Source organism: Williamsia muralis (assembly GCF_002735905.1).
In the GTDB taxonomy this organism is placed as follows: Bacteria; Actinomycetota; Actinomycetes; order Mycobacteriales; family Mycobacteriaceae; genus Williamsia; species Williamsia muralis_A.
Genome location: NZ_PEBD01000004.1, coordinates 145,911 through 171,388, shown reverse-complemented (window position 1 = coordinate 171,388; position 25,478 = coordinate 145,911). Strand labels below are relative to the sequence as shown.

Below are 25,478 nucleotides of genomic sequence, written 5' to 3'. Positions count from 1 at the left end.
CATGAGCGACATCTTGAATCCGTCGATGCTGCAAGGTGACGACAACATTCCGGGCAACACGTACGCGTACTACATGCAGCTGACCAAGCCCTGGATCATGTCCAAGGGCGCCATGATCGCCTACTACGGACAGATGCAGTTCCAGGCTCTGGTCCAGGGCATGCAGACAGCGATGATGCAGTCGCTGGCCGGCACCATCAGCGCGCCGTTGTACATGGGCGACTACGTGATCGCCCAGGGCCAGGGAACGCTGATCATCGGAGACCGCGGCTTCGACATCAATTCGTATGACCTCGAAGACGGCAACCTCACGGTTCGGGCGGCCAACTTGTTGGCCTTCGAGCCCGGGTTGCAGCTGAACCAGTCAATCGTGCCGGGCTACTTGACACTCATCGGCACCGGCAAGTTCCTGGCGTCCTCGAACGGGCCGGTCATGTTCGCCGAACCGCCGTTGCGGGTCGACCCCGAGGCGCTGGTCGGCTGGGCCGATTGCCCCTCCCCCAGTCACCACTATGACCAGGGGTGGATCACGGGCTTCATGGCCGCCGGAGCCGCGATGATGGGCGCCGCCAGTGGCGAGGAACAGCAGTTCGACTTCACCGGCGCCGGAACGGTTCTCATCCAGTCAAGCGAGAAGGTGATCAACGACCACAACCTTGTCCGCCAGCTGGAGAGCCAGATCCCCGGGTTGTCGACCATGGGACTGCAACGCCTGCAGCAACGCATCCAGACCCAGATGGCCGGCCAGCAGCAGTACTGACGGCGCGCAATTGCACCGCCCACACGCCTGGGAGTCGCAAAACATCCGCGCGGAGCTGACACTATGGAGTTGTCGAAGGTCTTGCGCCGTCTCGACCACATCGAGGGCGCGGAGGGCAACTGTTCGTCGACTTATGCTGCGAGGGTGAGGGTTCGGCGGTTGTAGGCTGGTAGTGGTTGTCGGGTGGGGTCGATGTCGGCGGGTGGGATGAGCCAGGGGTGTCCGTCGGCGCCCATGGTGATGTCCCAGTCGGTGCGGTGCACGGCCCGATGACAGGTCCGGCAGAGTAGGCAGCCGTTACCCAGGGTGGTGGGTCCTCCGTCAGCCCAGTGCACGATGTGATGGCAGTCCGACCAGGTCGCCGGCGCCCCACACTTGATGCAGCAGGTATCGCGAAGCAAAATCGCTTTCCGCACAGGCCCGGTAAACAAACGCTTGGGTGGGCTCAGATCGATCGGCACCTGCTGTCCGTCCAGGGTGATCGAGGTGATCTCCGCATCACACGCAGCTGCGGCTGCGGTTGCTTCGGTGACCGGGCCCATCCACCGCAGTGACGCACGGTCGGGATGATCAGCCGGAACGGTCACGGCCACTTCTGTTCTCGGCGCCGATACCAGCGATTGCCCACCGCCACCACAATCGAGGAGTTGATGCAGGGCATCAGCCCGTCGTTGCGACGGTGTGCGGGTATCTGCGCTGCCGTCGGGTTCGGGACGGGGCCTGGACCACACGTCCAGAGCGGACATCATCTTCTCGCCAGTGACCGCATCCACATCAAACGTGCCCGCCAACCGGCCATCTGGAGTGACCGCATAGTCCAGCGTGTTCAACGAAGCATCCTCGGCGGCCGGCACCCCACCGGACGCCCCGTCGTTACCCACGGCCCGGGCGATCCGCTCGATCTCCGCCGGTGGTGCACCAGCGATCGCATGAGCGACCAGTTTCCGCTCGACCTCACACCGGAACTCATCGCTCATCACACCCACAGAGCGGCCCCGAACATGGCTGATGCCTCTCACGACCGCATCGACGTGCTCGGCGGACAGGAAACCGTCCCGGAAATACCCGGCTGTACGGTCCAAGCCTGCTAGCCCGGTGCCGATGCGTAGCCACCGTGCCGCCGCTGCCGGTGCGGCACCGTTGAATTGCAACAGCTTTGACGTTGTCGACCCGATACGCTTGGCCACACCGAGCCGGTCGATGATCGCCGCACCCGCCGCCAACCGTGCCTCGACGGCATTGCGCAGGGTGATCAGATCTTTCACCATCGCCACCACCCCGGCCGGATCATCCGGGAACTCCACCCCGATGACCTCGTCAACCAGATCAACAACAGCCATCACCACACCCCCTCCACGACAACAACACTGGGACAACAACATTGGGACAGCCGATCACAATGGTGGCGTAGTCACACGTATCTCAGAGTCAGGTCTTGCGGACGATCAGCGTGGTACCAGTCTAATCAAATCGAACACACATTCGATAGTCGTCCGTTCGGATGAACCCGGCCGAGTCATCTCGATGGCATAGCTTTCGGATCAAGATCGCCCGCCGCTGTCGTCATCTACTCGACGGCATCGAAGGAAGCCCGGTGAGAACTGTCGGCTTCCTGCCAATCATCCGGCCCGCTCGACGCATCGAGACTGCCGGCCGAATGAGCAATCGCGCCCACCATGCTCATTCCGAATGCACCTTGACAGTCCCACATGGTGGCCGCGCCGCGGCAATGCCGTCTGCAGACAGATGGTTGTCGGCTTCGATCCCCACGACGTTCCCGATCGGCATACGGGCCAGCAGGATGGTCGCATCGTGGTTGATGAATCCGACACCCCGATCGCCCCAGCTCGTAAGAGTATTCGTCAGCTCGCCGAGCATGGCCGCACGAATCAGCGGCGTGTTTTCCACGTCGTCAAACAAGGAGGGCTGATCAAACCAGAGCCGTTTCCGACTGGCATTCTGATGCTCCGGCATCGGCACACTCCAGCCATCAGGGTGTTCGTCACTGCCCCATAGAATGCCAGGTTTCGGCAACGCTTCTGCAACCCGCCCGTCGAGGGACATGGAGGGACTGACCGGACGCCACCGGGCACCCACTGGTTCCCGGGTCGGAGTGACCGACACCATCGAAGCCCGCGCCACTGTTCGATCCCCCTGGTAAACGTGGACATCGACGATTCGAATGCTGCGCCCTTCGCGTACCACCGCGCCCCGGGTTTGAATCGGAGCGAACTCCGGTTGCCGGAAGATGTCCATGGTGAATCTCGCAGGTCGATAATCGCCTGCACCGCAGTCTTTCTCGAGCGCATGCGCGATCAGCCCGGCCAACGCCGAGCCGTTGATCGAGTTCGGTGCCCACTGACTCTGGGCGAATGGCAAGGGATGAAAACCCTCGTCGCCATGCTCGAAATACCCCACTGTCCATTCCCCCTCAGGATTGACTCGACCCATTCCCCGGCCCCTGAGAACGACAGTAGAACGTGTTCTATTTTTGTCAAGGGAGCAACTTCTTCGCGGCACACGAGGCCGGTCCGACGACTGGCGCACCGAACTCACACCAGATAGACGAGCCAGAGCCCCAACGCGCACGCACCAACTGAGAGAGCAAGCGGTATAACAGCATTCGAAAGGGCCATCCCGTGGCGCCCCTGTTGAACGAGGCGCACCGTCTCGACACTGGCCGTACTGAATGTTGTGTATCCGCCACAAAATCCGGTTCCGACAATGGTCTGCCAGGCACTGAATTGGCCGTGGAACAACACCACTCCGGCCACCAGCCCGATCAGCAAGGAGCCCGACACGTTGATGAACACCGTCCCCCACGGGAACACTGAAGGGCGGCGGCGTTTGACCTCCGAGTCGACCAGGAAACGGGTCACCGCTCCGACTGCGCCGGCCAACATCACCAGAACGATCATCGGCGAGGCGCCGATCGACTCACGCGTGCCTTTGTGGCAACAGCGATGCCCGCCCAGGCCATCACCACACCGAGGATCACAGAAGTCGCCATATAGGCAACGGCGCCAACAACTTCCCCATCCCTGCCGAGCAGAGAAGCTTCGAGAGCAAAGGCACTGTAGGTGGTGAATGACCCGCAGAACCCGGTACCGAAGAACAGGCGAAAATGCTGTCGGCGCCCGGTGTCATCCCCCATCCTGGCCAGCGCCTCCAAGACGATGCCCAACGCAAAGGCGCCCGCGAGATTGATCAGGAAGGTGGCCCACGGCCACTGCGGGGGGTGAAACGGGTAGGCCTGCTCGATCAGGTAACGAGCACCGGTGCCCAGCAGGCCTCCCCCAAAGACCATCGCGAGTGAGGCCGCACGCAGGTGCAACGGTCGTGCAGCCACAACGTCGGGATCCCCGGGGAGTTCGGGGTGGGAATCGGGCCGCGTCACCAGGTGAATGTACTTCGATACGGCGCCGACCGCATACGGCATGCGAAAGCCCCCACGGCCGAGGGGCTGTGCCGTGGGGGCTCTCTTCTACAAGCGCGTCTGAGACGCGCTGGACTTGCTGACCGATCCGGTCAGGCGACCTGCGCCTGCCACATCCAGTGCAACTGCTCGAGCCGCGCCGCAAAGCTGATCAGGAGGTCTTGGGTGACCGGATCAGCCTCTTCGGTGGCCTTGATTCGCGTGCGTAGACCGTCGACCACGGTCTTGATGTTCGCGACAATCGCATCGACGACGTCGGAGTCCTTGGTCCAGCCTTCGCTGAATCCCTTGGTACCTGCGGTCTTTGCAACGGTCTCGGACCGGCCGTCCGGGCTGACGCCGATGGCCGTTGCCCGCTCGGCGGCGGCGTCGGTGAACTCGCGAGCAGCGGTGACGAGCTCATCGAGCTCGAGATGCACCGACCGGAACTGCTTGCCGACTACGTTCCAGTGCGCCTGCTTGGCGATCAGCGACAGGTCGATCAGGTCAACCAAGGTCTCCTGCAGCGCCTTTCCGGCGATCGACTGCTGGTCGTCGTCCAGAGTGCTTGTTATGGGGTTGCTCATTGCACTTTCCTCTCTGTTGAAGTAATTGGTGCGGCCGGTATCCGGCAACACCATCTTGACCGATGGCGACGTGGTCCGTCACGGCCGGTCTGGCATGTGAGCGCTGAGGTCAGCCTTGCCTGAGTGCATGTCCGACTTCAGATTCCGCCTCGAACACCTTCCTCGACCTTTTTGCCGAGTTCGGGGTCAACGTTCTTCCAGTAGTCGAAAACGCGTGAAAGTACAGGCTCACGCACTCCGTCCGAGACGTGACCGACGATGTTGCTCACCAGACGGTCGCGCTCGTCGTCGTTCAGGACCTCTCGGTAGAGAATGCCCGCTTGAGTGAAGTCGCCGTCTTCCTCGTGCTCGATGTACCCGGCCCGCACCGCCTGCCCATCGAAGGCCCACAGGCCTTCGTCGCCGGCCGCTTCAGGATCGGCGTGGGGACCGTCGAACGAGTTCGGCGCGTACACGGGAACCTGCGGCCCGCTGAAGTCATACGCCATCGCACCCTCTTTCGAGTACGTGTTGACCACTGCGGCCTTGGCCGAGTTCACCGGCAGCTGAGCGTAATTGGCGCCGATCCGGTAGCGGTGCGCGTCGGCGTAGCTGAAGACCCGGCCGAGCAGCATCTTGTCGGGCGAGAAGCCGATGCCCGGAACGACATTCGACGGCTCGAACGAAGACAACTCGATCTCGGAGAAGAAGTTCTCCGGATTGCGGTTGAGTGTCCACTTGCCGACCTCGATCAGCGGATAGTCCTTCTGCGACCACACCTTTGTCAGATCGAAGGGGTTGAACCGATATCCCTGCGCCTCGGCCACCGGCATCACCTGGACCTTCAGGGTCCAACTGGGAAAGTTCCCCTTCTCGATGGACTCGTACAAATCCTTACGGTGGTGGTCGGGGTCGGTACCTGCGAGGGTGTCGGCCTCTGCCTGCGTGAGGAACTCGATGCCCTGATCGGTCTTGAAGTGGTACTTCACCCAGAAGCGCTCGCCCGCAGCATTAACCCACTGGTAGGTGTGCGAGCCGAATCCGTCCATGTGACGCCAGGTCTTCGGGATACCACGGTCACCCATCAGCCACGTCACCTGATGCGCCGACTCCGGCCTCAGTGTCCAGAAGTCCCACTGCATGTTGTGGTCACGCAGGCCCGAGCCGGGCAGTCGCTTCTGACTACGGATGAAGTCGGGGAACTTGATCGGGTCCTTGATGAAGAAGACCGGAGTGTTGTTGCCGACGAGGTCGTAGTTCCCGTCCGCTGTGTAGAACTTCACGGCAAATCCGCGCGGGTCGCGCCAGGTGTCAGGGCTGCCCTGTTCGCCTGCGACAGTGGAAAATCGGACAAGCGACTCGGTGGTCTTACCCGGCTGAAGGAACTTCGCCTTCGTGTAGCGGGAGACGTCGCCGGTGATTCGTAGCTCACCGAATGCTCCGCCACCTTTCGCGTGCACCACTCGCTCGGGAACGCGCTCGCGGTTGAACTGAGCGAGTTTCTCGATCAGGTAGTGGTCGTGAAGCAGGATGGGGCCCTGCGTGCCGGCGGTGAGTGACTCGTTGTCGCTCGAGACCGGTATGCCTTGGTTGGTGGTTGTACGTGGGGTCATCTGTTGCCTCCTGATACCCACATCGGGAGCTGCCGATGCGGCCTGAAACGTTGTATTGCAGTCTTTTTCGTGACGTCGAACCCGTTGGCTCGCCGTCAGGTCACGGCCGTCCGCGGGATTCCGGTGATCACAGAGCCATCAGTGGACTCGGCCCGGCAGTCGGGGCACAGGCCCCAGTAGGTGACCTCGGCCTCGTCGATCGCGAAGCCGTGTTTGTCGCTCGGTTCGAGACACGGGGCCTCCCCCACAGCGCAGTCGACATCATGGATCGCCCCACACCGGCGGCAGACGAGATGGTGGTGGTTGTCACCGATGCGGTTCTCGTATCTGACCGACGAGCCTGCCGGTTCGATGTGCCGCAGCAGACCCCGTTCGGAGCAGACGCGAAGTACGTCGTACACCGTCTGGGTCGACACGCCGCCGAGTTGTTGGCGGACGCGAGCGGCAACGAAGTCCGCAGTGGAGTGAGGATGTCGCTCAAGCACCTCGAGGACCGCCACCCGCGGCGCGGTCACCCGAAGGCCCACTGCACGCAACTGCTCTCGCGTGCCTGGGGTTGGTTGCTGCGAACTCATGTCTTCGACCGTACGCCCTTTTCTGGAATGAGTCCAGATCTAATCTGGAATATGTCCAATCTAGTGCCAGGCGTCATGACTGGGCGACGAGTGGTCCGGACCCGACGCAGATCAGTACGGCAGTACCACCCGGCGCGAACGTGATTGAAGCGACGGAAATCGGGAATCCCCTGCACGTGACCACACCACCGAACGACCCCAGCGCGACTATTCCGGCAAAGACGGACGCCGGACCAGACCCGGACGCCATCACGTCGCTGACTGATGTGGTCCGGCCCGACGGTCCCCGCCCGGTGGCCCACGCCCTTGCCTCCGTCGAGGAGCTCTCCGCAGTCGATGCGCCTGCGGGTCAACTCGCCGACCTGGTGAACGGCGCGATCCCGCCCGCAGTCCTTGATGTTCTGCGTGGCCGGTGGCTCGGACACCCCCTCCATCCCGTACTGGTCACCGTGCCCATCGGCGCCTGGATGGCAGTGCCCGTCCTGGACCTAACCGGCCAGCGCATCGCTGCTCAGCGACTGGTCGCCTTTGGTATTGCCGCAGCACTCCCGGCTTCGATCACAGGGCTTGCCGAGTACACAACGCTCGACACGGCCCAGCGCCGGGTCGCCGTTGTGCACATGGCCGCGAACACCGTCAGCCTCGGCTGCCTGGCGCGATCCTGGTGGCACCGCCACAACGGATTCGCGTTGCGCGGTGGAGGTTGGTCGCTCGCAGGCTTGGCGATCAGTGGCGTCGCAGGTGCACTCGGCGGCCATCTGTCCTACTCACAGAGCGCCGGCGTGCTGCGCGAACGCTGATCTCAGGGGCGGTTCAGCCCGAGGGCACCCAGGCACATCTGGTCGAGCGTGTCGAGGAGGGCCTTCTCGTCGGCGTCCTCCCCCTGCACCAGCCACAGATAGAGCGTGTGGTCCACCATCGCGGCCAGGGAGCGGGCCGCCAGCTCCGGATCAAGCGTGGCTGACACGTCACCGTCGTCCTGCCACCGGGCGATCGCGCGGGCGCTGCGCTCGATGAGTTCGCGGCGATGCTCATGGCGCAGGCGTCGGAAGTCGGTGTTGAAGGTCGCTACCTGCTCGACGATCGCCATCAGCTTCGCGTTTCGCCGATACGCCTGGTAATACGCGCGATTGGAGTCGATAAGCTGCTGCGCCGGTGAGGCCTTGTCGTCCATGTTGTTTCGGCGGTGGATGTCCTCGAACAGTCGGGTGCTCAGTTCCCAGAACACGGCGTCTTTCGACTCGAAGTACCGATAAAAAGTGCCGTAGGAAACACTCGCGGCCTGGGCGATGTGCTCAACCCTGGTGTCCAGGAACCCGACCTCCTCGAACACCACGCGCGCGGCGTCGAGCAACGCATCCCGCGTCTTACGGCCGCGAGGGGTCAAACTCTCGGCCGCCGGCAGCGAGGTCTTGACAGGTTGCGTGATCACGGTCACACTCTGTCCAAACATGACATGACTGTCAAGTCATACGGCGACACCGGGGAGATCAACATGGGCACAGCGAACGCCAAATACGAACTGGGCGGCATCAACCACTTGGCTCTGGTGTGTTCGGACATGAAGCGGACGATCGACTTCTACTCGGGCACCCTGGGCATGCCTCTGATCAAGACCATCGAGCTACCGGCCGATCTGGGTCAGCACTTCTTCTTCGATTGCGGCAACGGAAACACCATTGCATTCTTCTGGCTGGCGGACTCGCCTGACGCCGCACCGGGAATCGCTGCGCCGAAGGGTCTCCCCGACGAGGGCGAGCTCGCCAGCGCGGTCGGCTCGATGAACCACGTGGCCTTTGCAGTACCGCCCGAAAAATTCGACGAGTACTACGACCGGTTCACATCCGAGGGCATCAAGGTGAGCCAGGTGCTCAACCACGATGACAGCGCTTTCGGGGTGTCTCGGCACGTGCATCCCGGCACATTCGTGCGGTCGTTCTACTTCCAGGACCCGGACGGGGTACTGCTCGAGTTCGCCTGCTGGACTCGTGAGTTCACCGATGCCGACGTCGCTCACGAGCCGAAGACGGCTGCCGACCGACGCGTGGCGACCTCTCCGTAGCCAGAGATCGCGAGACCATCGACGAGAGGAACTGTAGTGCCACGTCTTCGCCAAGTACCCCGCGCGGAGGTCACCGACGAGAAGATCCTGTACTTCTACGACAGGCTCTTCGGCCCCGACAAAGACCCGGCGGTCGACGGGGGAACCGTTCACGGCACTCCGGGCGACTGGTGGACTGTCTTCGCGCAGTCACCCAACGTATTCGACCATGCGGTGAGGGGATTCGCCCTCTACCGCAACGCGACGCTCGACCCGATGCTGCGTGAGCTCGGCCAGTGCCGGGCCGGTTATGCGCGGGGCAGCCAATTCGTCTTCTCCCAGCACTCCAAACAGATGCGTTCGCTGGGGATGCCCGAAAAAAAGATCGCCGCCATCGCGTACTGGCAGATCGCCGACTGCTACACCGAACTGGAGCGGGCCGTGCTCGCGTATACCGATGGTCTGGTGTTCGACGGTGGTCGGGTGCCCGGCGCGGTCGTCGACACCCTCAAGGCCGATCTCAGCGATCCCGAGATCCTCGAACTGACCTACATCACATGCCTTTACGATATGCATGCCACCATCTGTCGCGCCTTGCGCCTCGAGTTCGACGACCGCGAAGAGCCGGTCGTCGAGGTCGAGGTGCCGGCCGGTATCGGTGCCCGCGATCTGTCTGCGGACTTGTCCGGGGAGTGACGCCGGGGCCCCTTTCCGCATCGCGGACCTGAGCCCCACTGCACACAAATCAGCCTGTGACGTCACATCCGGCCGTCCAGGCAAGGAAAGTGTGCAGCAGGGCACCTCCTGGGCGCTCCAGTAAATCGACCCGAGGTCGATGTTCTAGCTGACGTAACCATGTTCGGGGACACCAATTTTCGGGTTCTCCCGTTCCATGTAGCGCGGACACGTCAACCTGTAGGTTTCGAGCCATGACCTCACAACGTGTCGGGCGCTTGATCCCTGCTGTCATGGCACTGTCGGCCGCTGCCTTCGCCTGGACGGCCCCCGCCGCTTCCGCCGACGTCGCCGACGTCACCATCGTCCCAGGGCTGAGCGGTGGCCCGACCACGCCTTTCGGCACGGGGTGCACTTACCTCGTCATCGCTCGGACCGCTGACGCGCCGCATTCGCCGAGCGAGAGTGGCGTGGGAATCGTCGACCTCAATCAGGCGTCGACGTTGTTTCCGCAAGAGTTGATCTGGGACTACATCGACCCCTACTACACATCGCCCGTGATTTTTGACCACGCGTTTTCCCTCTGGACCCCGCACCTACCGGGCGAACACGCGGTGATGGCATTCCAGACATCTGCCGGCGGACCCGTCGAAACCGTCATGGTCAAATCCGGCACACCGATCGGTCCTGGCTGCCTCGTCGCGCCGTAGACCAACCACGCAGAAACCGCCCACGCGCAGAGCCACCTTCCAAGGTGAATCGCGGGTGAGCGGTTTCTGTGATGGCTTGCCTCAGATCACAAGGCCCAGAAGCAGTACAACGATCAGGCCGGACACCGACAACACGGTCTCCATGATCGACCACGTCTTGATCGTCTGGCCGACGCTCATGCCGAAGTACTCCTTCACCAGCCAGAAGCCGGCGTCGTTGACGTGTGAGAAGAAGACCGAGCCGGCACCGATGGCCAGGACCACCAGGGACAGTTCGCCGCTGCTCAGCCCGTCGACAAGACCCAGGATGAGCGAGGACGCAGTGATCGTGGCAATGGTGGCCGACCCTGTCGCCAGCCGAATGAGGGCGGCGAGCACCCAGGCGAGCAGCAGCACGGAGATGTTCGCTTCCTTGGCCCAATCGGCGAGCAACGTGCCGATCCCGCTGTCGACGAGAACCTGTTTGAAGCCGCCGCCCGCAGCGACGATGAGCAAGATCCCGGCGATCGCGGGCAGCGCGGCGCCGGTCGTCTTGGAGATGGTCTCGCGATCCATCCCCGACCCACGGCCGAGGGTGAACATCGCAACCACCACCGCGATCAGCAGGGCGATGATCGGGGTTCCGAGCACATCGAGTACCTGCCGCACGATCTGGTCGTCATCGCTGATGAAGATCTCGGCAATGGCCTTGCCCAGCATCAACACAACCGGCAACAGGACGCTGAAGATCGTGATGGCGAACGACGGGCGCTTGGTCTTGACAAGTGTGTCTTCGGGATCGGCGTCGAAGGTGGTGGGGACCGGCAACACCACCCAGCGGCCCGCGAGTTTTCCGAACAGAGGTCCGGCCACGATGATGGTCGGCACCGCAACCGCGACACCGAGCGCCAGCGTGGTTCCGAGGTCCGCACCGAGCACGTCGATGGCGACCAGCGGTCCCGGATGGGGCGGCACGAAGCCGTGCATCGCCGAAAGACCCGCGAGAGCGGGGATCCCGACGGTGATCAGTGACAGGCCCGACCGGCGCGCCACCAGGTAGATGACCGGCATCAACAGCACCAGGCCGATTTCGAAGAACATCGGCAGACCGATGATGGCACCGACGAGAGCCATCGCCCACGGCAGCATGCGGGGGGAAGCGTGCCCGACGATGGTGTCGACGATCTCATCGGCGCCACCGGAGTCCGCGAGGAGCTTTGCGAACATCGAACCGAGCGCGATCAGGATCCCGACTCCGGCTGCGGTGCTACCGAACCCGTCGGTGAACGACTCCAGTACGTCCGGAACCGCTTCGCCGGCAACGATTCCCACCGTGAGTCCGCCGGCCACGAGCGCCAGGAACGGGTGCACCTTCGCGATGGTGATCAAGACGACGATGACGGCGATGCCGGCGAGCGCGGCGAGGATCAACTGCCACCCGGCGGCGACCGGCTCGGGAAGTTCGGTGTCTGCCGCCAGCAGCACCGCCGATGGTGAGCTCATCAGTTCTCCTTGTGTTCTGTCCGGGTGATGTAAGACTCGACGATGTCGTCGATCGACTGATCGATGTCGATGACAATTCCTCGCTCATCGTCGGCGAGTGGTTCGAGAGTGTGGAACTGCGACGACAAGAGCGACGGCGGCATGAAATGCCCCGGCCGGCTTGCCTGACGTTTCGAGATCACTTCAGGCGTGCCATCGAGGTGGACAAAACACACCTCGGGACAATGCCGCCGGAGCTGGTCGCGGTACTTGTGCTTGAGCGCCGAACAACTCATCACACCGCCGTCGGCATGATCGGCCAGCCACTGGCCGATCAGCTCCAGCCACGGGTGACGATCGTTGTCGTCGAGCGGGTGTCCACTGGACATCTTGGCGATGTTGGCCGGCGGATGGAAATCGTCTGCATCAGCGAATGGCACCCGGAGACGCTGCGCCAGCGCGGCTCCGACGGTGGATTTGCCGGACCCCGACACCCCCATGACGACCAGCGGTGCTCGCATTGTTGACTCCTCGCTCTTGTGCTGCCGGTCACAGATACTGCCGCAATGGTCATACTTTTGCAACCTCCCTGAGCACTTAAAGCATTCTTTTGAAGACCCTGGGCGACAATGAGAAGATAAATCGGTGGCAACAGAGGCGAGTGTGGGTGAACTTCATGGCAGCGTTCTCACCGGCGTGGGCACGCAGATCGTCTCCGGGCATCACCGTGAGGGCGAGGTTCTCACTCTCGACAGCATCGGCGTGCAGTACGGGGTGTCGCGTACCGTCGCCCGCGAAGCCATCCGAGTCCTGGAATCGATGGGTCTCGTGGCCTCACGCCGACGCGTCGGCATCACCATTCAGCCCCGCAGCCACTGGCACGTCTTCGACCCACGGCTGATCCGCTGGCGACTCGACGCCGGAGAGCGAACCGACTTCCTTCTGACCCTGTCAGAGCTGCGGCGCGGGTTCGAACCCGTCGCCGCGGCCCTCGCTGCAGAGCGCGCGGACGAGCACCAGTGCCGAATACTCGCTGCCGCGGTCTCAGACATGGTCATGCATGGCCGGTCGGGCGACCTCGACCAGTATCTGTTGGCGGACAAGGTCTTCCATCGCACCCTGCTCGAAGCGAGCGGAAACGAGATGTTCCGCGCGCTGAGCGATGTGGTCGGTGAGGTGCTCGCCGGTCGTACACATCACGGCATGATGCCGACCAACCCCAACCCTGCGGCCATCGACCTCCACGACGCCGTCGCCCGGGCCATCCGCTTGCGCAACCCTGTGGACGCCGAGCGGGCCATGCGCGAGATCATCATCGAAGCTGCAGACGCTGTTCGCGAACCCGACCAGGACTAGCGGTTACCCGGCCGGATGATCTGGGTCGGCTTCATCCTCATCGAGGGCGGCAGCCATCGGTTGACGCCACGACGCAGAGTGAACAGCGCAGACAACAGCAGCAACGCGAACTGCAGCCACCCCATGAACTTGATGACGCCGGAGATCGACGGATAGTCGAAGAGGAGATCGATACCCATCGGGATGCACAACAGCATCACCAGCACAGCGGTCACGTAGACGTTCCTGGCACCCCGACTGCGGTGCCGAGACGTCGCCACCAGCAGCGGGTACTGCACGGCGAGCAGAACAAGGGTTGCGACGAGCATCGCCGGTGGGAAGAAGCTCGACAACGAGTCGATGCGGTCCGCAGGCGCCGCCGCACTTGGGTCACGGGCAACATCGGCCTGGAGGCGCTCGTTGAGCAGATCGCTGATGGACCCCGAGTTCACGAACCCGTAGACCACACTGACCAGCGCAGCGGCGGCACCACCCAGCCACAACAACCAGGCGTGGTACAGCGCGGCCGGAGGCGGTGTCGGCTCATCGAGCACCGCGTGGTCTTTGTCCTTGGACTGTCGACCCGCCTCGATCGCCGCCAGATCCATAGCGTCGAGTTCGGCCAATGGCGGCATGCCGGAGAGGTCGGACGGCACTTCAATCGGGCCGTCGGGGCCGACGCTCGATTTCTCGAGGTCGGGGCCATCGCGGTCCGGGTCCTTCGGCTGCTTGTCTGGGTCCTGCGTCACACCGTCGATTGTCCCACTACTCCACCTGCGCCTGGACCAGAGTGCGCACCTTTCGTCTTTCCACCAGGTTGCCGTCCGACACCGATCACGACAACGATGGTCGGATGAACACACGTGTCGAGGTCACCAGCGTTGAAGAGTTACGCGCACTGGTCGGCGAACCGACCGATCGCGTCGCGAAGAAGGTGCGCCCCGAACTCCTGCCGGTGCATCTCGAGTGGCTGGCGCGGTCGCCCTTTGCCTTCGTTGCCACCACCGACGCCGACGGTCGCGTGGATGTCTCGCCGAAAGGCGATCCCCCTGGCTTTGCGCACGTCATCGATTCGCGAACGATCGCCATACCCGAGCGGCCGGGAAACAGGCGCGTCGACGGCTACCTGAACGTGCTGTCCAACCCACACGTCGGCACCAACTTCCTGGTCCCCGGCAGGGGTGACACCCTGAGGATCAACGGAACCGCGACCGTTCTGAGAGACGCGGACTACTTCGACGCACTTGCGAATCGCGGCCGACGACCCATCCTGGCCCTCGAGGTCGCCGTCGAGGAGGTGTTCTTCCATTGCGCAAAAGCATTCATGCGCGCCGACCTCTGGAGTCCGGAAACGTGGAAACCAGACGTGTTACCCACCCCCGCCGAGATCGCGCACGTGTTGAACAAAGGGTCCAATCTCGAAGAACTGCAGAAGTATTACGGAGAGAGCTACGGGAAGAAGCTGTACTGATCCAGCGCCTCACGGGCTGATCTTCAACATCCGGCCCACCGTCGCCTGCCACATCGACCCATCGGCACCGATGGTCCCGGTCAATTGCAAGGGTTCGTCGACTGGCGCTGCTCCGACCTCGGTGAAGGCCCGCCGCGCGCCCGTCGCAAAATCGACGGCCACAAAGTAGATCGGTCCGATCTGCTGAATCCCGTTGCCCGCGAATGCTTCAGTCGAAGGCGCATAGGCCAGCGCGTAGATGAGGCCGTCGGATCTCGACAATTTCGGCAGAGTCGCCATGCGATCGTGGGTTTCCCAGATGCGATGGCATCCGGTGTCCGTGACGTCGATGCGGGTCATCCCTCCGGCGAACGTCGCGGCCGTTGGGTCACTGGGCCCGGACGTTGCGAACGGTGGATAGCCGAATCCGTACGTGCTGGGGATGACAAGCGAATTGCCCCACGCCATCGGCGAATTCTCGGTGCCTTGCCCGGAGGTGCCGAAGGCGGGCGTTGCGCACACCACCGACCCGTTGTCGCTGCGGTGGACGACCAGATTGGGCCGCTCGGCGTCGTCGACGATTGCCACGAACTCGTCGTCCACTCCGAAATATGTTGGTGTGGTGCCGGATCCAGGAGCCAGCTGTCCGGGCTTTCGGACACTGCCCGCGGTGTAGGTCTGCCGCCAGACGGTGGTTGGCGTGCCGGTGTCGTCGGCGTGCATCTCGTAGAGGGCACGATCGGTGAGGACGGAAGCACCGTCCCGCCGAACACTCAAACCGTTGGTGAGCCTCTCGCCCGGTGGCAGGTGCATCGAAGCGATGTGGCCGTCAGCGGAGATCGTGCCCATCACTCCACCGGTGGTCGCGAACCAGATGCGCTGTTGATAGTCGGGCGCCAATCCGGTGATGGCATCTCCGGCGGGAATGTGAGCACTCACGTCGATTCGCTCGGCGACGTACAGAATCCACTGCCCGGCAGCGGTTTTGCGGTGCGCAATCTTGAGCACCGAGCCGGATCCGTCAGCCATCACCACGCGGTCGCGACTGTCGAGATATCCATAGACGCCGCCCAGGAGACCTCCTTTGGTGAGCTGGATCGACGCGACCAGCTGGGCGTTGGCCGGATCGAAGAGTTGCACGGTGGGCACCGCGACTCCGGGCGGGTCGACACCCACGTATCCGGTGCACAGCGCCACGGGCATGCCATCACCACCGATGAAGGTCGCCGCACATGCTCCACCGGGCAGCGACGAGGCGACCAAGCGACCGGCCACCCCAGGCCCGGGATGCGGCGTGGTGTCCGTCGACGCCAGGTCCCCATGGATCAACGACGTCCCCGGCGGCCCGACATCGGGAATGCCCGGTGTGGCCTGAGCAGGCCCGGCGTTCAGTGCTATGACCAGCGTCGTGAGCAGAACTGCCACGCAAGCTTTTCGCGCCATCATTCGAACATCGAACCACGGCACCCCGGCCACATCCTCCGACTCCAGCCACAAACTCCGGCTGCAACCGGAGGAACTGCTCGAAACCGGAGGAACTACCGACTAGACCAGCAGTTCGGCGATCTGAATCGTGTTGAGGGCAGCGCCCTTACGGAGGTTGTCGCCGGAGACGAACAACGCCAGGCCGCGCCCCTCGGGAGCACCCGGATCCTGGCGGATACGGCCGACCAACGAGTTGTCCTTGCCGGCAGCAGCCAGTGGGGTGGGCACATCGGTCAACGTGACGCCCGCGGCGTCAGCCAAGATCTTGGTGGCCTCTTCGACCGACAACGGGTTCGCGAACTCGGCGTTGATCGACAACGAGTGCCCGGTGAACACGGGAACCCGCACACACGTACCGCTCACCAGCAGATCGGGCAGGCCGAGGATCTTGCGCGATTCGTTGCGCAGCTTCTGGTCCTCGTCGGTCTCACCGGAGCCGTCGTCGACCAGCGAGCCGGCCAGCGGGAGCACGTTGAAGGCAATGGGCGCAACGTATTTCACGGGATCAGGAAACGCAACCGCAGAGCCGTCATGGACCAGCTTCTCGGCGTCATCGATGCCGGCGCGAACTTGCGACGCCAATTCTTCGACGCCGGCGAGACCACTACCCGACACCGCCTGGTACGACGAGATGATCAGACGCTGCAGGCCGGCCGCGTCATGCAACGGCTTGAGTACCGGCATCGCAGCCATCGTGGTGCAGTTCGGATTGGCGATGATGCCCTTGGTCAGGTTCTTCGCCTGCTCACCGTTGACCTCTGAGACCACCAGCGGCACATCGGGATCCTTGCGCCAGGCCGACGAGTTGTCGATGACGGTGACACCGGCGGCTGCGAAACGCGGCGCCTGCTCACGAGACATGGTCGCGCCGGCGGAGAACAGCGCGATGTCGAGGCCGGTGGGATCTGCTGTCGATGCATCCTCCACCTCGATCTCGCCACCACGCCACGGCAGCTTCTTGCCCGCCGATCGTGACGACGCGAAGAAGCGGATCTCGTCGGCCGGAAAGTTGCGTTCTTCCAACAGCTTCCGCATGACGGCGCCGACCTGGCCGGTCGCGCCGACAACTCCTACCCGTACACCCATTGCTATCGCCCCGTTCCGGCGTAGACGGTGGCCTCTTCCTCGCCACCGAGATCAAACGCGTCATGCAGTACGCGCACAGCCCTGTCCAGCTCGGTATCGCGGCACAGCACCGAGATCCGGATCTCCGACGTGGAGATCAGCTCGATGTTGACGCCCGCCTCCGAGAGGGCCTCACAGAATGTGGCCGTGACGCCGGGATGCGACTTCATGCCCGCACCGACCAGCGACACCTTGCCGATGTGATCGTCGTAGAGGATCGAGCTGAAGCCGATTTCTTCCTTCAGCGTCGACAACTTCTCCACGGCAATCGGACCGAGTTCTTTCGGACATGTGAAGGTGATGTCGGTCTTACCCGTCTCGACCTTCGAGACGTTCTGCAGCACCATGTCGATGTTGATCTCGGCATCGGCAACAGCGCGGAAGACCCTGGCGGCGTAGCCCGGCTTGTCGTCCAGGCCGACAACCGTCACCTTGGCTTCGCTGCGGTCGTGGGCAACGCCGGTGAGGATGGCTTCTTCCACGGGAATGTCCTCCATCGATCCGGACACCATGGTGCCGGGTTTGGTTGAGTACGACGAGCGCACGTGAACGGGAACGTTGTAACGGCGGGCATATTCCACGCAGCGCAGCATCAGCACCTTCGCGCCACATGCGGCCATCTCGAGCATTTCCTCGAAGGAGACGGTGGCGAGGTGGCGCGCGTTCGGGACGATGCGCGGATCTGCGGTGTAGATGCCGTCGACATCGGTGTAGATCTCGCAGACGTCTGCGTTCAGCGCAGCAGCCAACGCGACCGCGGTGGTGTCAGAGCCACCGCGACCCAGCGTGGTGACGTCCTTGGTGTCCTGCGAGACACCCTGGAAGCCCGCGACGAGAACGATTTTGCCCTCGTCGAGCGCCGACCGGACGCGGCCCGGCGTGACGTCGATGATCTTGGCCTTGCCATGGCTGCTGGTGGTGATCACACCCGCCTGCGAACCGGTGAACGACTGGGCTTCCGCGCCGAGGGAGCTGATGGCCATCGCGACCAGCGCGTTCGAGATGCGCTCACCTGAGGTGAGCAGCATGTCCATCTCGCGAGGAGGCGGCGCCGGGCAGACCTGCTCGGCGAGGTCGAGCAGCTCGTCGGTGGTGTCGCCCATCGCCGACACCACGACCACCACGTCGTTGCCCGCCTTACGGGTCGCAACGATGCGCTCGGCCACTCTGCGGATCCGTTCGGCGTCGCCAACCGAGGAGCCGCCGTACTTCTGCACGACCAGAGCCACCGAGTTTCCCTTCTCTAGCTGCTGCGAACCTTCAAAATCAGTCAGCGGGCAACAGTGCAAGACTGCCTCCCGCCTCGTGCAAGGATAGCCACCCGCAACTCCCCCACGTGCAAGCGTGTCACCGCACCGTCGAGCCGGGAGACCACCGACCACCGGGGCTCGGGTGGGCACGCGGCAATTGCTTTAGCGTGCTTCAGAACTGGCGGATCGGCCGTGCAACCGACAGCGCCCGCCCCGAGCGAGCGTTCGGCACTAGGATCGCTCAGGTGCTGACCCGAGCGAGAATCGAATCCGTCAGCGACCTCCTGTATCAACGGCGTGACTGGGTCGAACCGATTGCCGTCTTCCTCCTCATCCGCTTGGTCGGCATGCTCGTGCTGGAGCGGTTCACGCAGCTGCGCGGCAGCAGCCTCGGGGCTGCGCTCTCGGCCTGGGACGGCAAATGGATGCTCGCCATCGCCGAGCACGGATACGGCGGCGTGCCGCTGACCCAGACCGACGCGCAGGGTATGCGTGACTCCGACACGCCATACGCGTTCTTCCCCGGCTATCCACTGCTCGCCGGGGCAGTGGACAAGGTGCCCGGTTTCAGTCCGTTGGGTGCAGCCCTCACCGTGAACGTGGTGCTCGGCTGCCTGGCCGCGGTGGGCGTCGCCCGGCTCGGAACGCTGTGCGCCGCACAGATGCAGAACCGTGAACACAAGTCCCGGCTCGTGCCCGCACGGTTCACCGCTTGGTTTGCCGAGGACATCCACAGGGCCGACGACGGCGAGGTGGTGCGCGTCAAAGCCGATCCGCGTCGGGCTGGGCTGCTGCTCGCCGTTCTGTTCGCTGCAGCGCCGATGGGCATCGTCTTGTCGATGGCCTACACCGAGGCGCTGTTCTGCGCACTTGCGGCGTGGGCGCTGATCGGCGTGCTGGAGCGACGATGGTTGCTGGCCGGGATCTGGACGATGCTGGCCGGGCTGAGCCGTCCGACCGCAGTGGTGCTGATCGTCGTCGTGGTGGTGGCTGCGGCGTTGCGATTGCGCGACGGACCCAGGGCGTGGGCGGCCATCGTCCTCAGTCCGCTCGGCTACCTCGGGTACCTGGCGGTGGTCTGGCACAAGACGGGCGAACCACTCGGCTGGTTCAAGATCCAGACCGAGGGCTGGGACACGCGGGTCGACTACGGCCAGGCCGCCTACGAGTTCATCAACTACGCGCTTGTGAACTCTGGGGAGATTGCGCCGGTTGCCACGGCCTGGATCATGCTGATCACCATCGCCCTGGCGTTGCTGAGTTTTGCCGAGCGCGTGCCGTGGCCGGTGGCGGTGTACGGAGCGCTGGTGGTCGTATCCATCGGCGCCTCGAGCGGTCTGATGATGAGCCGCCCCCGACTGCTGCTCCCGGCGTTCGTCTTGCTGATCCCGATCGCGATCGGCCTGGCCAAACGTCGCGGGTCCACACAGATCCTGGTCTCGCTCGCGGTTGTCGCGTTCAGCTCATGGTTCGGCGCACACATGTTGACGGTCTATCCACACGCCATGTGATCTGCGCGTCAGTGTCCGCCACGCAATCTGGCCGCCCTCGATTCGAAACCGTCGCACAGCGCGGCCACGCCCTGGGTGAGCAGATGGCGGGGGTCGGTGAGTTCTGAATGATGCGTGCCGACCAGTGCTGCGAGATGGGGCGGCGGCTCGCTCTCAGGATTGCCTGCCAGAAGATGGGCCAGTCCACTCTGACCTTGGTCTTCATCGGCGGCCCGGTCGAGCAACAGTCGTTCGGCGACGGTGCTGAGCACCGTGCCGGCGATGAGGTTCCACAGGGTCAGCGCCATCTCGGTGGCGACCGCGGGGGTGACGTCGAGATCGAGGAAGGCGTCCACGAGCCAGTCGAGACAGTTCAGGCTCTGCGGGCCCATGCTGGTGCGCGGAGATGCGAAGGCCAGCAGCACCCAGGGGTGGCGCTGATACAGAGTCCAGTCGACCTCGGCCGCGATCAACGCCCGCTCGCGCCACGTTGCATCGTCGGCGGGCGGGTACGGGAAGCGGATGCCGATCTCATTCGACATCTCCCGCAGCAGCGCGTCCTTGTCGGCGATGTGCCGGTACAGCGACATCGTGCCGACACCGAGCCGGTCGGCGATCTTTCGCATGGTGAGGGCGCTGAACCCGTCGGCATCCGCGAGTTCGATCGCAGCGTTGACCACCGCGCCGCGGGTCAGTTTCGCGGACTCGGGTGCCGGGTCGAGGCCCCCGCTCACCGCACCCTCCTGTGCTGTCATCACATCTCTCCTTCGCCGCGTTCATTGTCCGTGTTCACGGCCGGGACGGTGAACAAAGGCCGAACGATGGAATAAACGCTTTGCGTACAACGTACTCTTATGCGTACGTTGTACTCAGGTTGATCGAGCCGCCACGAGCGGGCGATCGCCGTCCGAACACATGTAGCGCCCTCAACGCGGCCAACGCCGGCGTCCGCTCGCGTGTTCGCAGCGCGATTGGAGCACCCGGTGAGCATCATCGACAAACAGACCGATCCGCAATCCGACGCGAGCACCAGCCGCCCGGACCGCCGGACCTGGCTGGGACTGGCAGTACTGACGCTGCCGGTCTTCCTGGTGTCCATGGACTTCTCCGTCTTGTACCTGGCGATCCCCACCCTGAGCGCCGAACTCGCCCCTTCTGCCACGCAGCAGTTGTGGATCGTCGACATCTACGGATTCCTCATCGCCGGCCTGTTGATCACGATGGGCAATCTCGGTGACCGGTTCGGTCGACGCAAGCTGCTGCTCGTCGGCGCCAGCCTCTTCGGCGTCGCCTCGGCGATCGCAGCATTCGCCCCCGACGCGAGCGCGCTCATCGCTGCCCGCGCGATCATGGGCATCGGTGGCGCAACCCTCCTGCCCTCGAGCCTGTCGCTGATCAGCAACATGTTCCCCGACCCCGTGGCCCGGGCGAAGGCCATCGGCATGTGGACGGCGGCGTTCGCAGGCGGATCGGCCATCGGGCCGGTGATCGGTGGCGCACTCCTCCACCAGTTCTGGTGGGGCTCCGTCTTCTTGATCAACGTGCCCGTACTGCTGATCCTCTTGGTCTTCGGCCCCCGCCTGGTCCCGGAATACCGGTCGCCCAGCTCGGCCCCCTTCGACGTCCTCGGCGTGCTGCTGTCGTTGATCGGCATCCTCCCGCTCGTCTACGCAATCAAGCACGGCGCAGCCGAGGGATTCGACACCACCACAGCGGTCTTCGCTGCCATCGGCATCGTGGGCATGGCGTTGTTCGCCGCCCACGAGCGTCGGACAGAACAGCCCTTGATCGACCTCAAGCTCTTCAAGAGCCGCGGGTTCTCCGTTGCGATCGGCAGCGCGCTGACGGGCATGATGACCCTTGCCGCGTTGAGCTACCTCAGCGGCATCTACCTGCAGTCGGTCCTCGGACGCGATGTGCTGGAGGCAGCAGTACTCGGTATCCCGATGGCGATCGCCGTGGCGATCTTCTCCATGAGCGCTTCCCGCATCGCCGCGGTCATGTCGGTGCGCTGGGCGTTTGTCTTCTCGCTGCTGGCCGCTGCGGTCGGCAACGCAGGCATGCTCGGTCTCGGCGTCGACCAGGGCGTACTGGTCTACCTGATCAGCTCCACGCTGGCCGGTGTCGGCTACGGCGTGATCTTCTCGCTGGTCTCCGATGTCGCCGTGTCGTCGGTGCCTGCTCAGCGCAGCGGGTCGGCGGCCGGTCTCTCCGAGACCAGCTTCGAGTTGGGAACGGCGTTCGGACTCGCCGTTCTCGGTTCGGTGGCCACGATGGTCTTCCGCCGGTCCGGCGAGGGCAGCGGCGTCGAGGACACCCTCTCGCAGACACTCACCCAGGCACAGACCCTTGACCCGGGCGCCGGAAGTGCTCTCGCCGACGCCGCACGCAGCGCGTTCGTCGACGGCTTGCACATCACGTCGCTGGTGAGCGTGGCACTCTTGGCGGTGGTGGCCGCAGTGGTGGCAATCGTTCTCCGCGAACGCCGGCCGGTCACCGACTAGTCCCCGCCGGCCCAAGGAGCTGCTGCCTGTGCACCCGCTACTCGCAGACCGATGGAGTGCGCGCGGCTACGACGCCGACGCAACCATGTCCGACGGACATCTGCAGTCGATCCTCGAGGCGGGCCGGTGGGCGCCCACGGGTGGCGGTCGCCAGCCGGTCCGCTTTGTCGTCGGCCGCCGCGGTGACCCGACATTCGCCGGGGTCACCGAGGCACTCAAACGGGGGAATCAGTCGTGGGCACCGGCCGCCGCAGCGCTGATCGTCCTGTGTACCGACGACCTCCCCGACGACCCGAAAATGCACGACTACGCCACGCTCGACGTGGGGCTCGCCGCCGGTCAGATGATCGTCCAAGCCCAGGCCGACGGATGGAACGCGCATCCCATGGGCGGGTTCCGCGCGCCAGACCTGGTGCAGCAGTTCGACATTCCGCACTCCATTCGACCCCTGCTGATCCTGGCCATCGGCCGACTCGCTGAAGCTGCAGCCCTGCCCGCCGACATCCGAGAGCGTGATGGCCGCGAACGCACCCGCTTGCCGTTGGCGGAGATCGCCTTTGCCGAGACCTGGGGACGACCATTGGTTCCGGAGAACCGGTGAACCACCTTTGGACTTCCGCGCCTTCGGGAGTACAGTCACAAAAATGCAGCGCGTGCTCCTTCTCGGTTGCCGCGGCGGGGTCTGATCCAGACCGGCTTCCCGTCGCGGGATTTCTGACGCGCCGGTCTCATTCCCCCAACCCCGGAGATTGACCCCCAATGCCTGCCGCCGATGCATTCACTTCCAGTTCCAGCCGGATCAGCGAACCCGCCGGACCGATTCCTTCCGGACAACCGTCGTGGAACCCTCAGCGCAATTCCGCGATGCCCGCCCACCGGTATCGCCCATTCGCCGATGAGGTCGAGAACGTCGCGGTCCCCGACCGCACCTGGCCCGACAAGGTGATCGACCGCGCCCCCATGTGGTGCGCCGTCGACCTTCGTGACGGGAATCAGGCTCTCATCGACCCGATGAGCCCGGCACGCAAGCGCCGCATGTTCGACCTGCTGGTACGGATGGGTTACAAGGAGATCGAGGTGGGGTTCCCCTCGGCCAGCCAGACCGACTACGACTTCGTCCGCGAGATCATCGAAGACGACGCGATCCCGTCGGACGTCACCATCCAGGTCCTGACGCAATGCCGCAACGAACTGATCGAACGCACCTTCGATGCGTGCCGCGGCGCCGCGAATGTGATTGTGCACTTCTACAATTCGACGTCTGTGCTGCAGCGCCGGGTGGTCTTCCGCGCCGACAAGGCAGCCATCAAGAAAATCGCCACCGACGCTGCTCACAAGGTCCGCGCCGAAGAGGTCAAGTACCCCGACACCAATTGGCGTTACGAATACTCCCCGGAGTCGTACACGGGCACAGAGCTCTCCTACGCCAAAGAGGTGTGTGACGCGGTCACCGAGATCATCGACCCCACACCGGAAAAGCCGATCATCCTGAACCTCCCGGCAACCGTGGAGATGGCCACCCCCAACGTGTATGCCGACTCGATCGAGTGGATGCACCGCAACCTCGCCCGTCGCGACTCGGTGATCCTGAGCCTGCATCCGCACAACGATCGCGGAACTGCCGTCGCCGCTGCCGAACTCGGCTACCAGGCCGGCGCCGACCGCATCGAGGGTTGCCTGTTCGGCAACGGCGAGCGAACCGGCAACGTCTGCCTGGTGACGCTCGGCATGAACCTGTTCAGTCGCGGGGTCGATCCGCAGATCAACTTCTCCGACATCGACGAGATCCGCCGCACGGTCGAGTACTGCAACCAACTCGGTGTGCACGAACGCCATCCGTACGGCGGCGATCTGGTGTACACCGCGTTCTCCGGCAGCCATCAGGACGCCATCAACAAGGGCCTCGATCAGATGAAGATCTCCGCGGATGAGGCCGACTCGGACATCGACGACATCCTGTGGCAGGTTCCGTACCTGCCGATCGACCCCAAGGACGTCGGCCGCAACTACGAGGCCGTGATCCGGGTCAACAGCCAGTCGGGCAAGGGCGGCGTCGCCTACATCATGAAGGCCGACCACGGACTGTCACTGCCGCGCCGTCTGCAGATCGAGTTCAGCCGCGAGATCCAGAAGATCACCGACGGTGAAGGCGGTGAGGTCTCTCCCAAGGAGATGTGGGACGTCTTCGCCCAGGAGTACCTGCAGCCGCTCAAGCCGCTCGAACGAATCCGCCAGCGCGTTGACGCCGCAGAGGAAGACGGCGGCGAAGACCGCATCACAGCGACCGTGAAGGTCGACGGAAAAGAGAAAGAAATCACCGGCTCCGGCAACGGACCGCTGGCCGCCTTTGTCGATGCGCTGTCGACCGTCGGGTACGACGTGCAGGTGCTCGACTACGCCGAGCATGCGCTGACCGCCGGCGACGACGCGAATGCCGCTGCCTACGTTGAGGTTCAGGTTCGGGGTGAAACGGTGTGGGGCTGCGGGATAGCACCGTCGATCACCACGGCATCGCTGCGCGCGGTGGTCTCGGCGGTGAACCGGGCAGTGCGTGTGGCCGACGGCAGCGGGGACGGCGATTCCGGCGAGCAGGCCCCACGCACGTGGGCCCCGTAGTCGGTTCCGAGGGAACTCGTCCCACCTGGTCGGCCCCGGTGCGTTACGCCGAGGCCGACCAGCAGGGCGTGGTCTTCAACGCGCACTATCTGCTGTACTGCGACGAGGCCAGCGCGGAGTTCTGCAGGCAACGGGGAATCCTCGATTTCGGCGAGATGCTGCGCGTCAAGAAGTCGACGCTCACCTGGACCGCGCCGGCGGTCTGGGGTGAGGTGGTCGACGTCTATGTGACCTGTCCACGCGTCGGACGTACCAGTTTCACGATGTGCTTCAACGTCAAGGTCGCGGACCGAGAGTGCTGCACCGTGGAGACCGTGTATGTCCACGCCGACGAATCCGGTACGCCACAAGCCATTCCCGATGACGTCGCACAGGTCCTGACCTCCGGCGCGCCAATTGCGTAGGCG

The 25,478-nt window shown here is 64.0% G+C and carries 27 protein-coding genes; 12 read left to right on the top strand and 15 right to left on the bottom strand.

The annotated features are described in order from the left end of the window. Window position 1: 1 nt before the first annotated feature. Window positions 2–760: an AIM24 family protein gene (locus CSW57_RS01490; RefSeq protein ID WP_023956490.1), complete on the top strand. Its 759-nt coding sequence runs from the start codon at window positions 2–4 to the stop codon at window positions 758–760. A 131-nt stretch (window positions 761–891) separates the two neighbouring features. On the opposite strand, the gene CSW57_RS01485 is transcribed toward CSW57_RS01490, so the two are convergent. The 7 genes from CSW57_RS01485 to CSW57_RS01455 all read right to left on the bottom strand — a co-directional run bounded on the left by CSW57_RS01485 (window position 892) and on the right by CSW57_RS01455 (window position 6,929). Further along, the gene (locus tag CSW57_RS01485) at window positions 892–2,100 is read right to left on the bottom strand and encodes an HNH endonuclease (protein ID WP_099381966.1); all 1,209 of its coding nucleotides are present in this window, start codon (window positions 2,098–2,100) and stop codon (window positions 892–894) included. A gap of 340 nt (window positions 2,101–2,440) precedes the next feature. Continuing rightward, window positions 2,441–3,178 carry an acyl-CoA thioesterase domain-containing protein gene (locus CSW57_RS01480; protein WP_189339100.1) on the bottom strand — a complete coding sequence of 246 codons (738 nt, stop codon included), beginning with the start codon at window positions 3,176–3,178 and terminating at the stop codon, window positions 2,441–2,443. Window positions 3,179–3,312: 134 nt separating this feature from the next. Continuing rightward, the gene (crcB, locus tag CSW57_RS01475) at window positions 3,313–3,678 is read right to left on the bottom strand and encodes a fluoride efflux transporter CrcB (protein WP_099381150.1); all 366 of its coding nucleotides are present in this window, start codon (window positions 3,676–3,678) and stop codon (window positions 3,313–3,315) included. Next, window positions 3,675–4,157, bottom strand: a complete 483-nt coding sequence (locus CSW57_RS01470) for a fluoride efflux transporter FluC (RefSeq protein WP_223248983.1) — start codon at window positions 4,155–4,157, stop codon at window positions 3,675–3,677. The genes crcB and CSW57_RS01470 overlap by 4 nt, the downstream gene beginning before the upstream one ends. 131 nt (window positions 4,158–4,288) lie before the next feature. Further along, a complete protein-coding gene (locus tag CSW57_RS01465) occupies window positions 4,289–4,762 on the bottom strand; it encodes a Dps family protein (protein WP_099381965.1) in 474 nt (157 codons plus the stop codon). Window positions 4,763–4,899: 137 nt separating this feature from the next. Then, on the bottom strand, window positions 4,900–6,354 hold the full coding sequence (locus tag CSW57_RS01460) for a catalase (RefSeq protein WP_099381148.1): 1,455 nt from the start codon (window positions 6,352–6,354) through the stop codon (window positions 4,900–4,902). A 95-nt stretch (window positions 6,355–6,449) separates the two neighbouring features. Continuing rightward, on the bottom strand, window positions 6,450–6,929 hold the full coding sequence (locus CSW57_RS01455; protein WP_099381147.1) for a Fur family transcriptional regulator: 480 nt from the start codon (window positions 6,927–6,929) through the stop codon (window positions 6,450–6,452). 176 nt (window positions 6,930–7,105) lie between these two features. Between CSW57_RS01455 and CSW57_RS01450 the strand changes: the two genes are divergently transcribed. Continuing rightward, window positions 7,106–7,729 carry a DUF2231 domain-containing protein gene (locus CSW57_RS01450; RefSeq protein WP_223248982.1) on the top strand — a complete coding sequence of 208 codons (624 nt, stop codon included), beginning with the start codon at window positions 7,106–7,108 and terminating at the stop codon, window positions 7,727–7,729. A gap of 2 nt (window positions 7,730–7,731) precedes the next feature. On the opposite strand, the gene CSW57_RS01445 is transcribed toward CSW57_RS01450, so the two are convergent. Then, entirely contained in the window at window positions 7,732–8,361 is a 630-nt protein-coding gene (locus CSW57_RS01445; RefSeq protein WP_317615561.1) for a TetR/AcrR family transcriptional regulator, read from the bottom strand. A 63-nt stretch (window positions 8,362–8,424) separates the two neighbouring features. Between CSW57_RS01445 and CSW57_RS01440 the strand changes: the two genes are divergently transcribed. The 3 genes from CSW57_RS01440 to CSW57_RS01430 all read left to right on the top strand — a co-directional run bounded on the left by CSW57_RS01440 (window position 8,425) and on the right by CSW57_RS01430 (window position 10,355). Beyond that, the gene (locus CSW57_RS01440) at window positions 8,425–8,991 is read left to right on the top strand and encodes a VOC family protein (protein WP_099381963.1); all 567 of its coding nucleotides are present in this window, start codon (window positions 8,425–8,427) and stop codon (window positions 8,989–8,991) included. 36 nt (window positions 8,992–9,027) lie between these two features. Further along, a complete protein-coding gene (locus CSW57_RS01435) occupies window positions 9,028–9,666 on the top strand; it encodes a carboxymuconolactone decarboxylase family protein (RefSeq protein ID WP_099381145.1) in 639 nt (212 codons plus the stop codon). Between the two features lie 233 nt (window positions 9,667–9,899). Beyond that, a complete protein-coding gene (locus CSW57_RS01430; protein WP_189339099.1) occupies window positions 9,900–10,355 on the top strand; it encodes a hypothetical protein in 456 nt (151 codons plus the stop codon). An 81-nt stretch (window positions 10,356–10,436) separates the two neighbouring features. On the opposite strand, the gene CSW57_RS01425 is transcribed toward CSW57_RS01430, so the two are convergent. Together CSW57_RS01425 and CSW57_RS01420 are read right to left on the bottom strand one after the other, a co-directional pair. After that, complete coding sequence (locus tag CSW57_RS01425) at window positions 10,437–11,837, bottom strand: GntT/GntP/DsdX family permease (RefSeq protein WP_099381144.1); 1,401 nt, start codon at window positions 11,835–11,837, stop codon at window positions 10,437–10,439. Continuing rightward, window positions 11,837–12,337 carry a gluconokinase gene (locus CSW57_RS01420; RefSeq protein WP_099381143.1) on the bottom strand — a complete coding sequence of 167 codons (501 nt, stop codon included), beginning with the start codon at window positions 12,335–12,337 and terminating at the stop codon, window positions 11,837–11,839. Before CSW57_RS01420 ends, CSW57_RS01425 begins: the two co-directional genes overlap by 1 nt. Before the next feature lie 124 nt (window positions 12,338–12,461). On the opposite strand from CSW57_RS01420, the gene CSW57_RS01415 reads away from it, so the two are divergent. Beyond that, the gene (locus CSW57_RS01415; protein ID WP_223248981.1) at window positions 12,462–13,172 is read left to right on the top strand and encodes a FadR/GntR family transcriptional regulator; all 711 of its coding nucleotides are present in this window, start codon (window positions 12,462–12,464) and stop codon (window positions 13,170–13,172) included. Here CSW57_RS01415 and CSW57_RS01410 read toward each other — a convergent pair. Then, the gene (locus CSW57_RS01410; RefSeq protein WP_099381141.1) at window positions 13,169–13,900 is read right to left on the bottom strand and encodes a hypothetical protein; all 732 of its coding nucleotides are present in this window, start codon (window positions 13,898–13,900) and stop codon (window positions 13,169–13,171) included. The two genes, CSW57_RS01415 and CSW57_RS01410, sit on opposite strands and share 4 nt — an antisense overlap. 104 nt (window positions 13,901–14,004) lie before the next feature. On the opposite strand from CSW57_RS01410, the gene CSW57_RS01405 reads away from it, so the two are divergent. Further along, window positions 14,005–14,622, top strand: a complete 618-nt coding sequence (locus tag CSW57_RS01405) for a pyridoxamine 5'-phosphate oxidase family protein (protein ID WP_099381961.1) — start codon at window positions 14,005–14,007, stop codon at window positions 14,620–14,622. A 9-nt stretch (window positions 14,623–14,631) separates the two neighbouring features. Here CSW57_RS01405 and CSW57_RS01400 read toward each other — a convergent pair whose 3' ends face one another. From CSW57_RS01400 to CSW57_RS01390, 3 genes are all read right to left on the bottom strand, one after another. After that, a complete protein-coding gene (locus CSW57_RS01400) occupies window positions 14,632–16,047 on the bottom strand; it encodes a hypothetical protein (RefSeq protein WP_370623870.1) in 1,416 nt (471 codons plus the stop codon). A gap of 99 nt (window positions 16,048–16,146) precedes the next feature. Then, window positions 16,147–17,172 (bottom strand): aspartate-semialdehyde dehydrogenase, encoded by a 1,026-nt coding sequence (locus CSW57_RS01395; protein WP_099381140.1) that lies wholly within the window; start codon window positions 17,170–17,172, stop codon window positions 16,147–16,149. A 2-nt stretch (window positions 17,173–17,174) separates the two neighbouring features. Next, the gene (locus CSW57_RS01390; protein ID WP_030168898.1) at window positions 17,175–18,440 is read right to left on the bottom strand and encodes an aspartate kinase; all 1,266 of its coding nucleotides are present in this window, start codon (window positions 18,438–18,440) and stop codon (window positions 17,175–17,177) included. A 266-nt stretch (window positions 18,441–18,706) separates the two neighbouring features. On the opposite strand from CSW57_RS01390, the gene CSW57_RS01385 reads away from it, so the two are divergent. After that, window positions 18,707–19,972: a hypothetical protein gene (locus tag CSW57_RS01385; protein WP_099381959.1), complete on the top strand. Its 1,266-nt coding sequence runs from the start codon at window positions 18,707–18,709 to the stop codon at window positions 19,970–19,972. Window positions 19,973–19,980: 8 nt separating this feature from the next. Here CSW57_RS01385 and CSW57_RS01380 read toward each other — a convergent pair whose 3' ends face one another. Beyond that, on the bottom strand, window positions 19,981–20,706 hold the full coding sequence (locus tag CSW57_RS01380; RefSeq protein WP_099381139.1) for a TetR/AcrR family transcriptional regulator: 726 nt from the start codon (window positions 20,704–20,706) through the stop codon (window positions 19,981–19,983). Window positions 20,707–20,934: 228 nt separating this feature from the next. On the opposite strand from CSW57_RS01380, the gene CSW57_RS01375 reads away from it, so the two are divergent. The 4 genes from CSW57_RS01375 to CSW57_RS01360 all read left to right on the top strand — a co-directional run bounded on the left by CSW57_RS01375 (window position 20,935) and on the right by CSW57_RS01360 (window position 25,475). Further along, window positions 20,935–22,455: an MFS transporter gene (locus tag CSW57_RS01375; protein ID WP_223248980.1), complete on the top strand. Its 1,521-nt coding sequence runs from the start codon at window positions 20,935–20,937 to the stop codon at window positions 22,453–22,455. A gap of 28 nt (window positions 22,456–22,483) precedes the next feature. Next, entirely contained in the window at window positions 22,484–23,056 is a 573-nt protein-coding gene (locus CSW57_RS01370; RefSeq protein WP_099381138.1) for a nitroreductase family protein, read from the top strand. Between the two features lie 158 nt (window positions 23,057–23,214). Continuing rightward, complete coding sequence (gene leuA / locus CSW57_RS01365; RefSeq protein ID WP_099381137.1) at window positions 23,215–25,071, top strand: 2-isopropylmalate synthase; 1,857 nt, start codon at window positions 23,215–23,217, stop codon at window positions 25,069–25,071. Then, window positions 25,059–25,475: an acyl-CoA thioesterase gene (locus tag CSW57_RS01360; RefSeq protein ID WP_099381136.1), complete on the top strand. Its 417-nt coding sequence runs from the start codon at window positions 25,059–25,061 to the stop codon at window positions 25,473–25,475. Before leuA ends, CSW57_RS01360 begins: the two co-directional genes overlap by 13 nt. Window positions 25,476–25,478 lie beyond the last annotated feature (3 nt).

Bases quoted from the DNA above. Each gene is read 5' to 3' on its own strand.
- CSW57_RS01490 (WP_023956490.1), top strand. From the start codon at position 2: ATGAGCGACATCTTGAATCCGTCGATGCTGCAAGGTGACGACAACATT.
- CSW57_RS01485 (WP_099381966.1), bottom strand. From the start codon at position 2,100: ATGGCTGTTGTTGATCTGGTTGACGAGGTCATCGGGGTGGAGTTCCCG.
- crcB (WP_099381150.1), bottom strand. From the start codon at position 3,678: ATGATCGTTCTGGTGATGTTGGCCGGCGCAGTCGGAGCGGTGACCCGT.
- CSW57_RS01465 (WP_099381965.1), bottom strand. From the start codon at position 4,762: ATGAGCAACCCCATAACAAGCACTCTGGACGACGACCAGCAGTCGATC.
- CSW57_RS01460 (WP_099381148.1), bottom strand. From the start codon at position 6,354: ATGACCCCACGTACAACCACCAACCAAGGCATACCGGTCTCGAGCGAC.
- CSW57_RS01455 (WP_099381147.1), bottom strand. From the start codon at position 6,929: ATGAGTTCGCAGCAACCAACCCCAGGCACGCGAGAGCAGTTGCGTGCA.
- CSW57_RS01440 (WP_099381963.1), top strand. From the start codon at position 8,425: ATGGGCACAGCGAACGCCAAATACGAACTGGGCGGCATCAACCACTTG.
- CSW57_RS01430 (WP_189339099.1), top strand. From the start codon at position 9,900: ATGACCTCACAACGTGTCGGGCGCTTGATCCCTGCTGTCATGGCACTG.
- CSW57_RS01425 (WP_099381144.1), bottom strand. From the start codon at position 11,837: ATGAGCTCACCATCGGCGGTGCTGCTGGCGGCAGACACCGAACTTCCC.
- CSW57_RS01420 (WP_099381143.1), bottom strand. From the start codon at position 12,337: ATGCGAGCACCGCTGGTCGTCATGGGGGTGTCGGGGTCCGGCAAATCC.
- CSW57_RS01405 (WP_099381961.1), top strand. From the start codon at position 14,005: ATGAACACACGTGTCGAGGTCACCAGCGTTGAAGAGTTACGCGCACTG.
- CSW57_RS01400 (WP_370623870.1), bottom strand. From the start codon at position 16,047: ATGATGGCGCGAAAAGCTTGCGTGGCAGTTCTGCTCACGACGCTGGTC.
- CSW57_RS01395 (WP_099381140.1), bottom strand. From the start codon at position 17,172: ATGGGTGTACGGGTAGGAGTTGTCGGCGCGACCGGCCAGGTCGGCGCC.
- CSW57_RS01380 (WP_099381139.1), bottom strand. From the start codon at position 20,706: ATGACAGCACAGGAGGGTGCGGTGAGCGGGGGCCTCGACCCGGCACCC.
- leuA (WP_099381137.1), top strand. From the start codon at position 23,215: ATGCCTGCCGCCGATGCATTCACTTCCAGTTCCAGCCGGATCAGCGAA.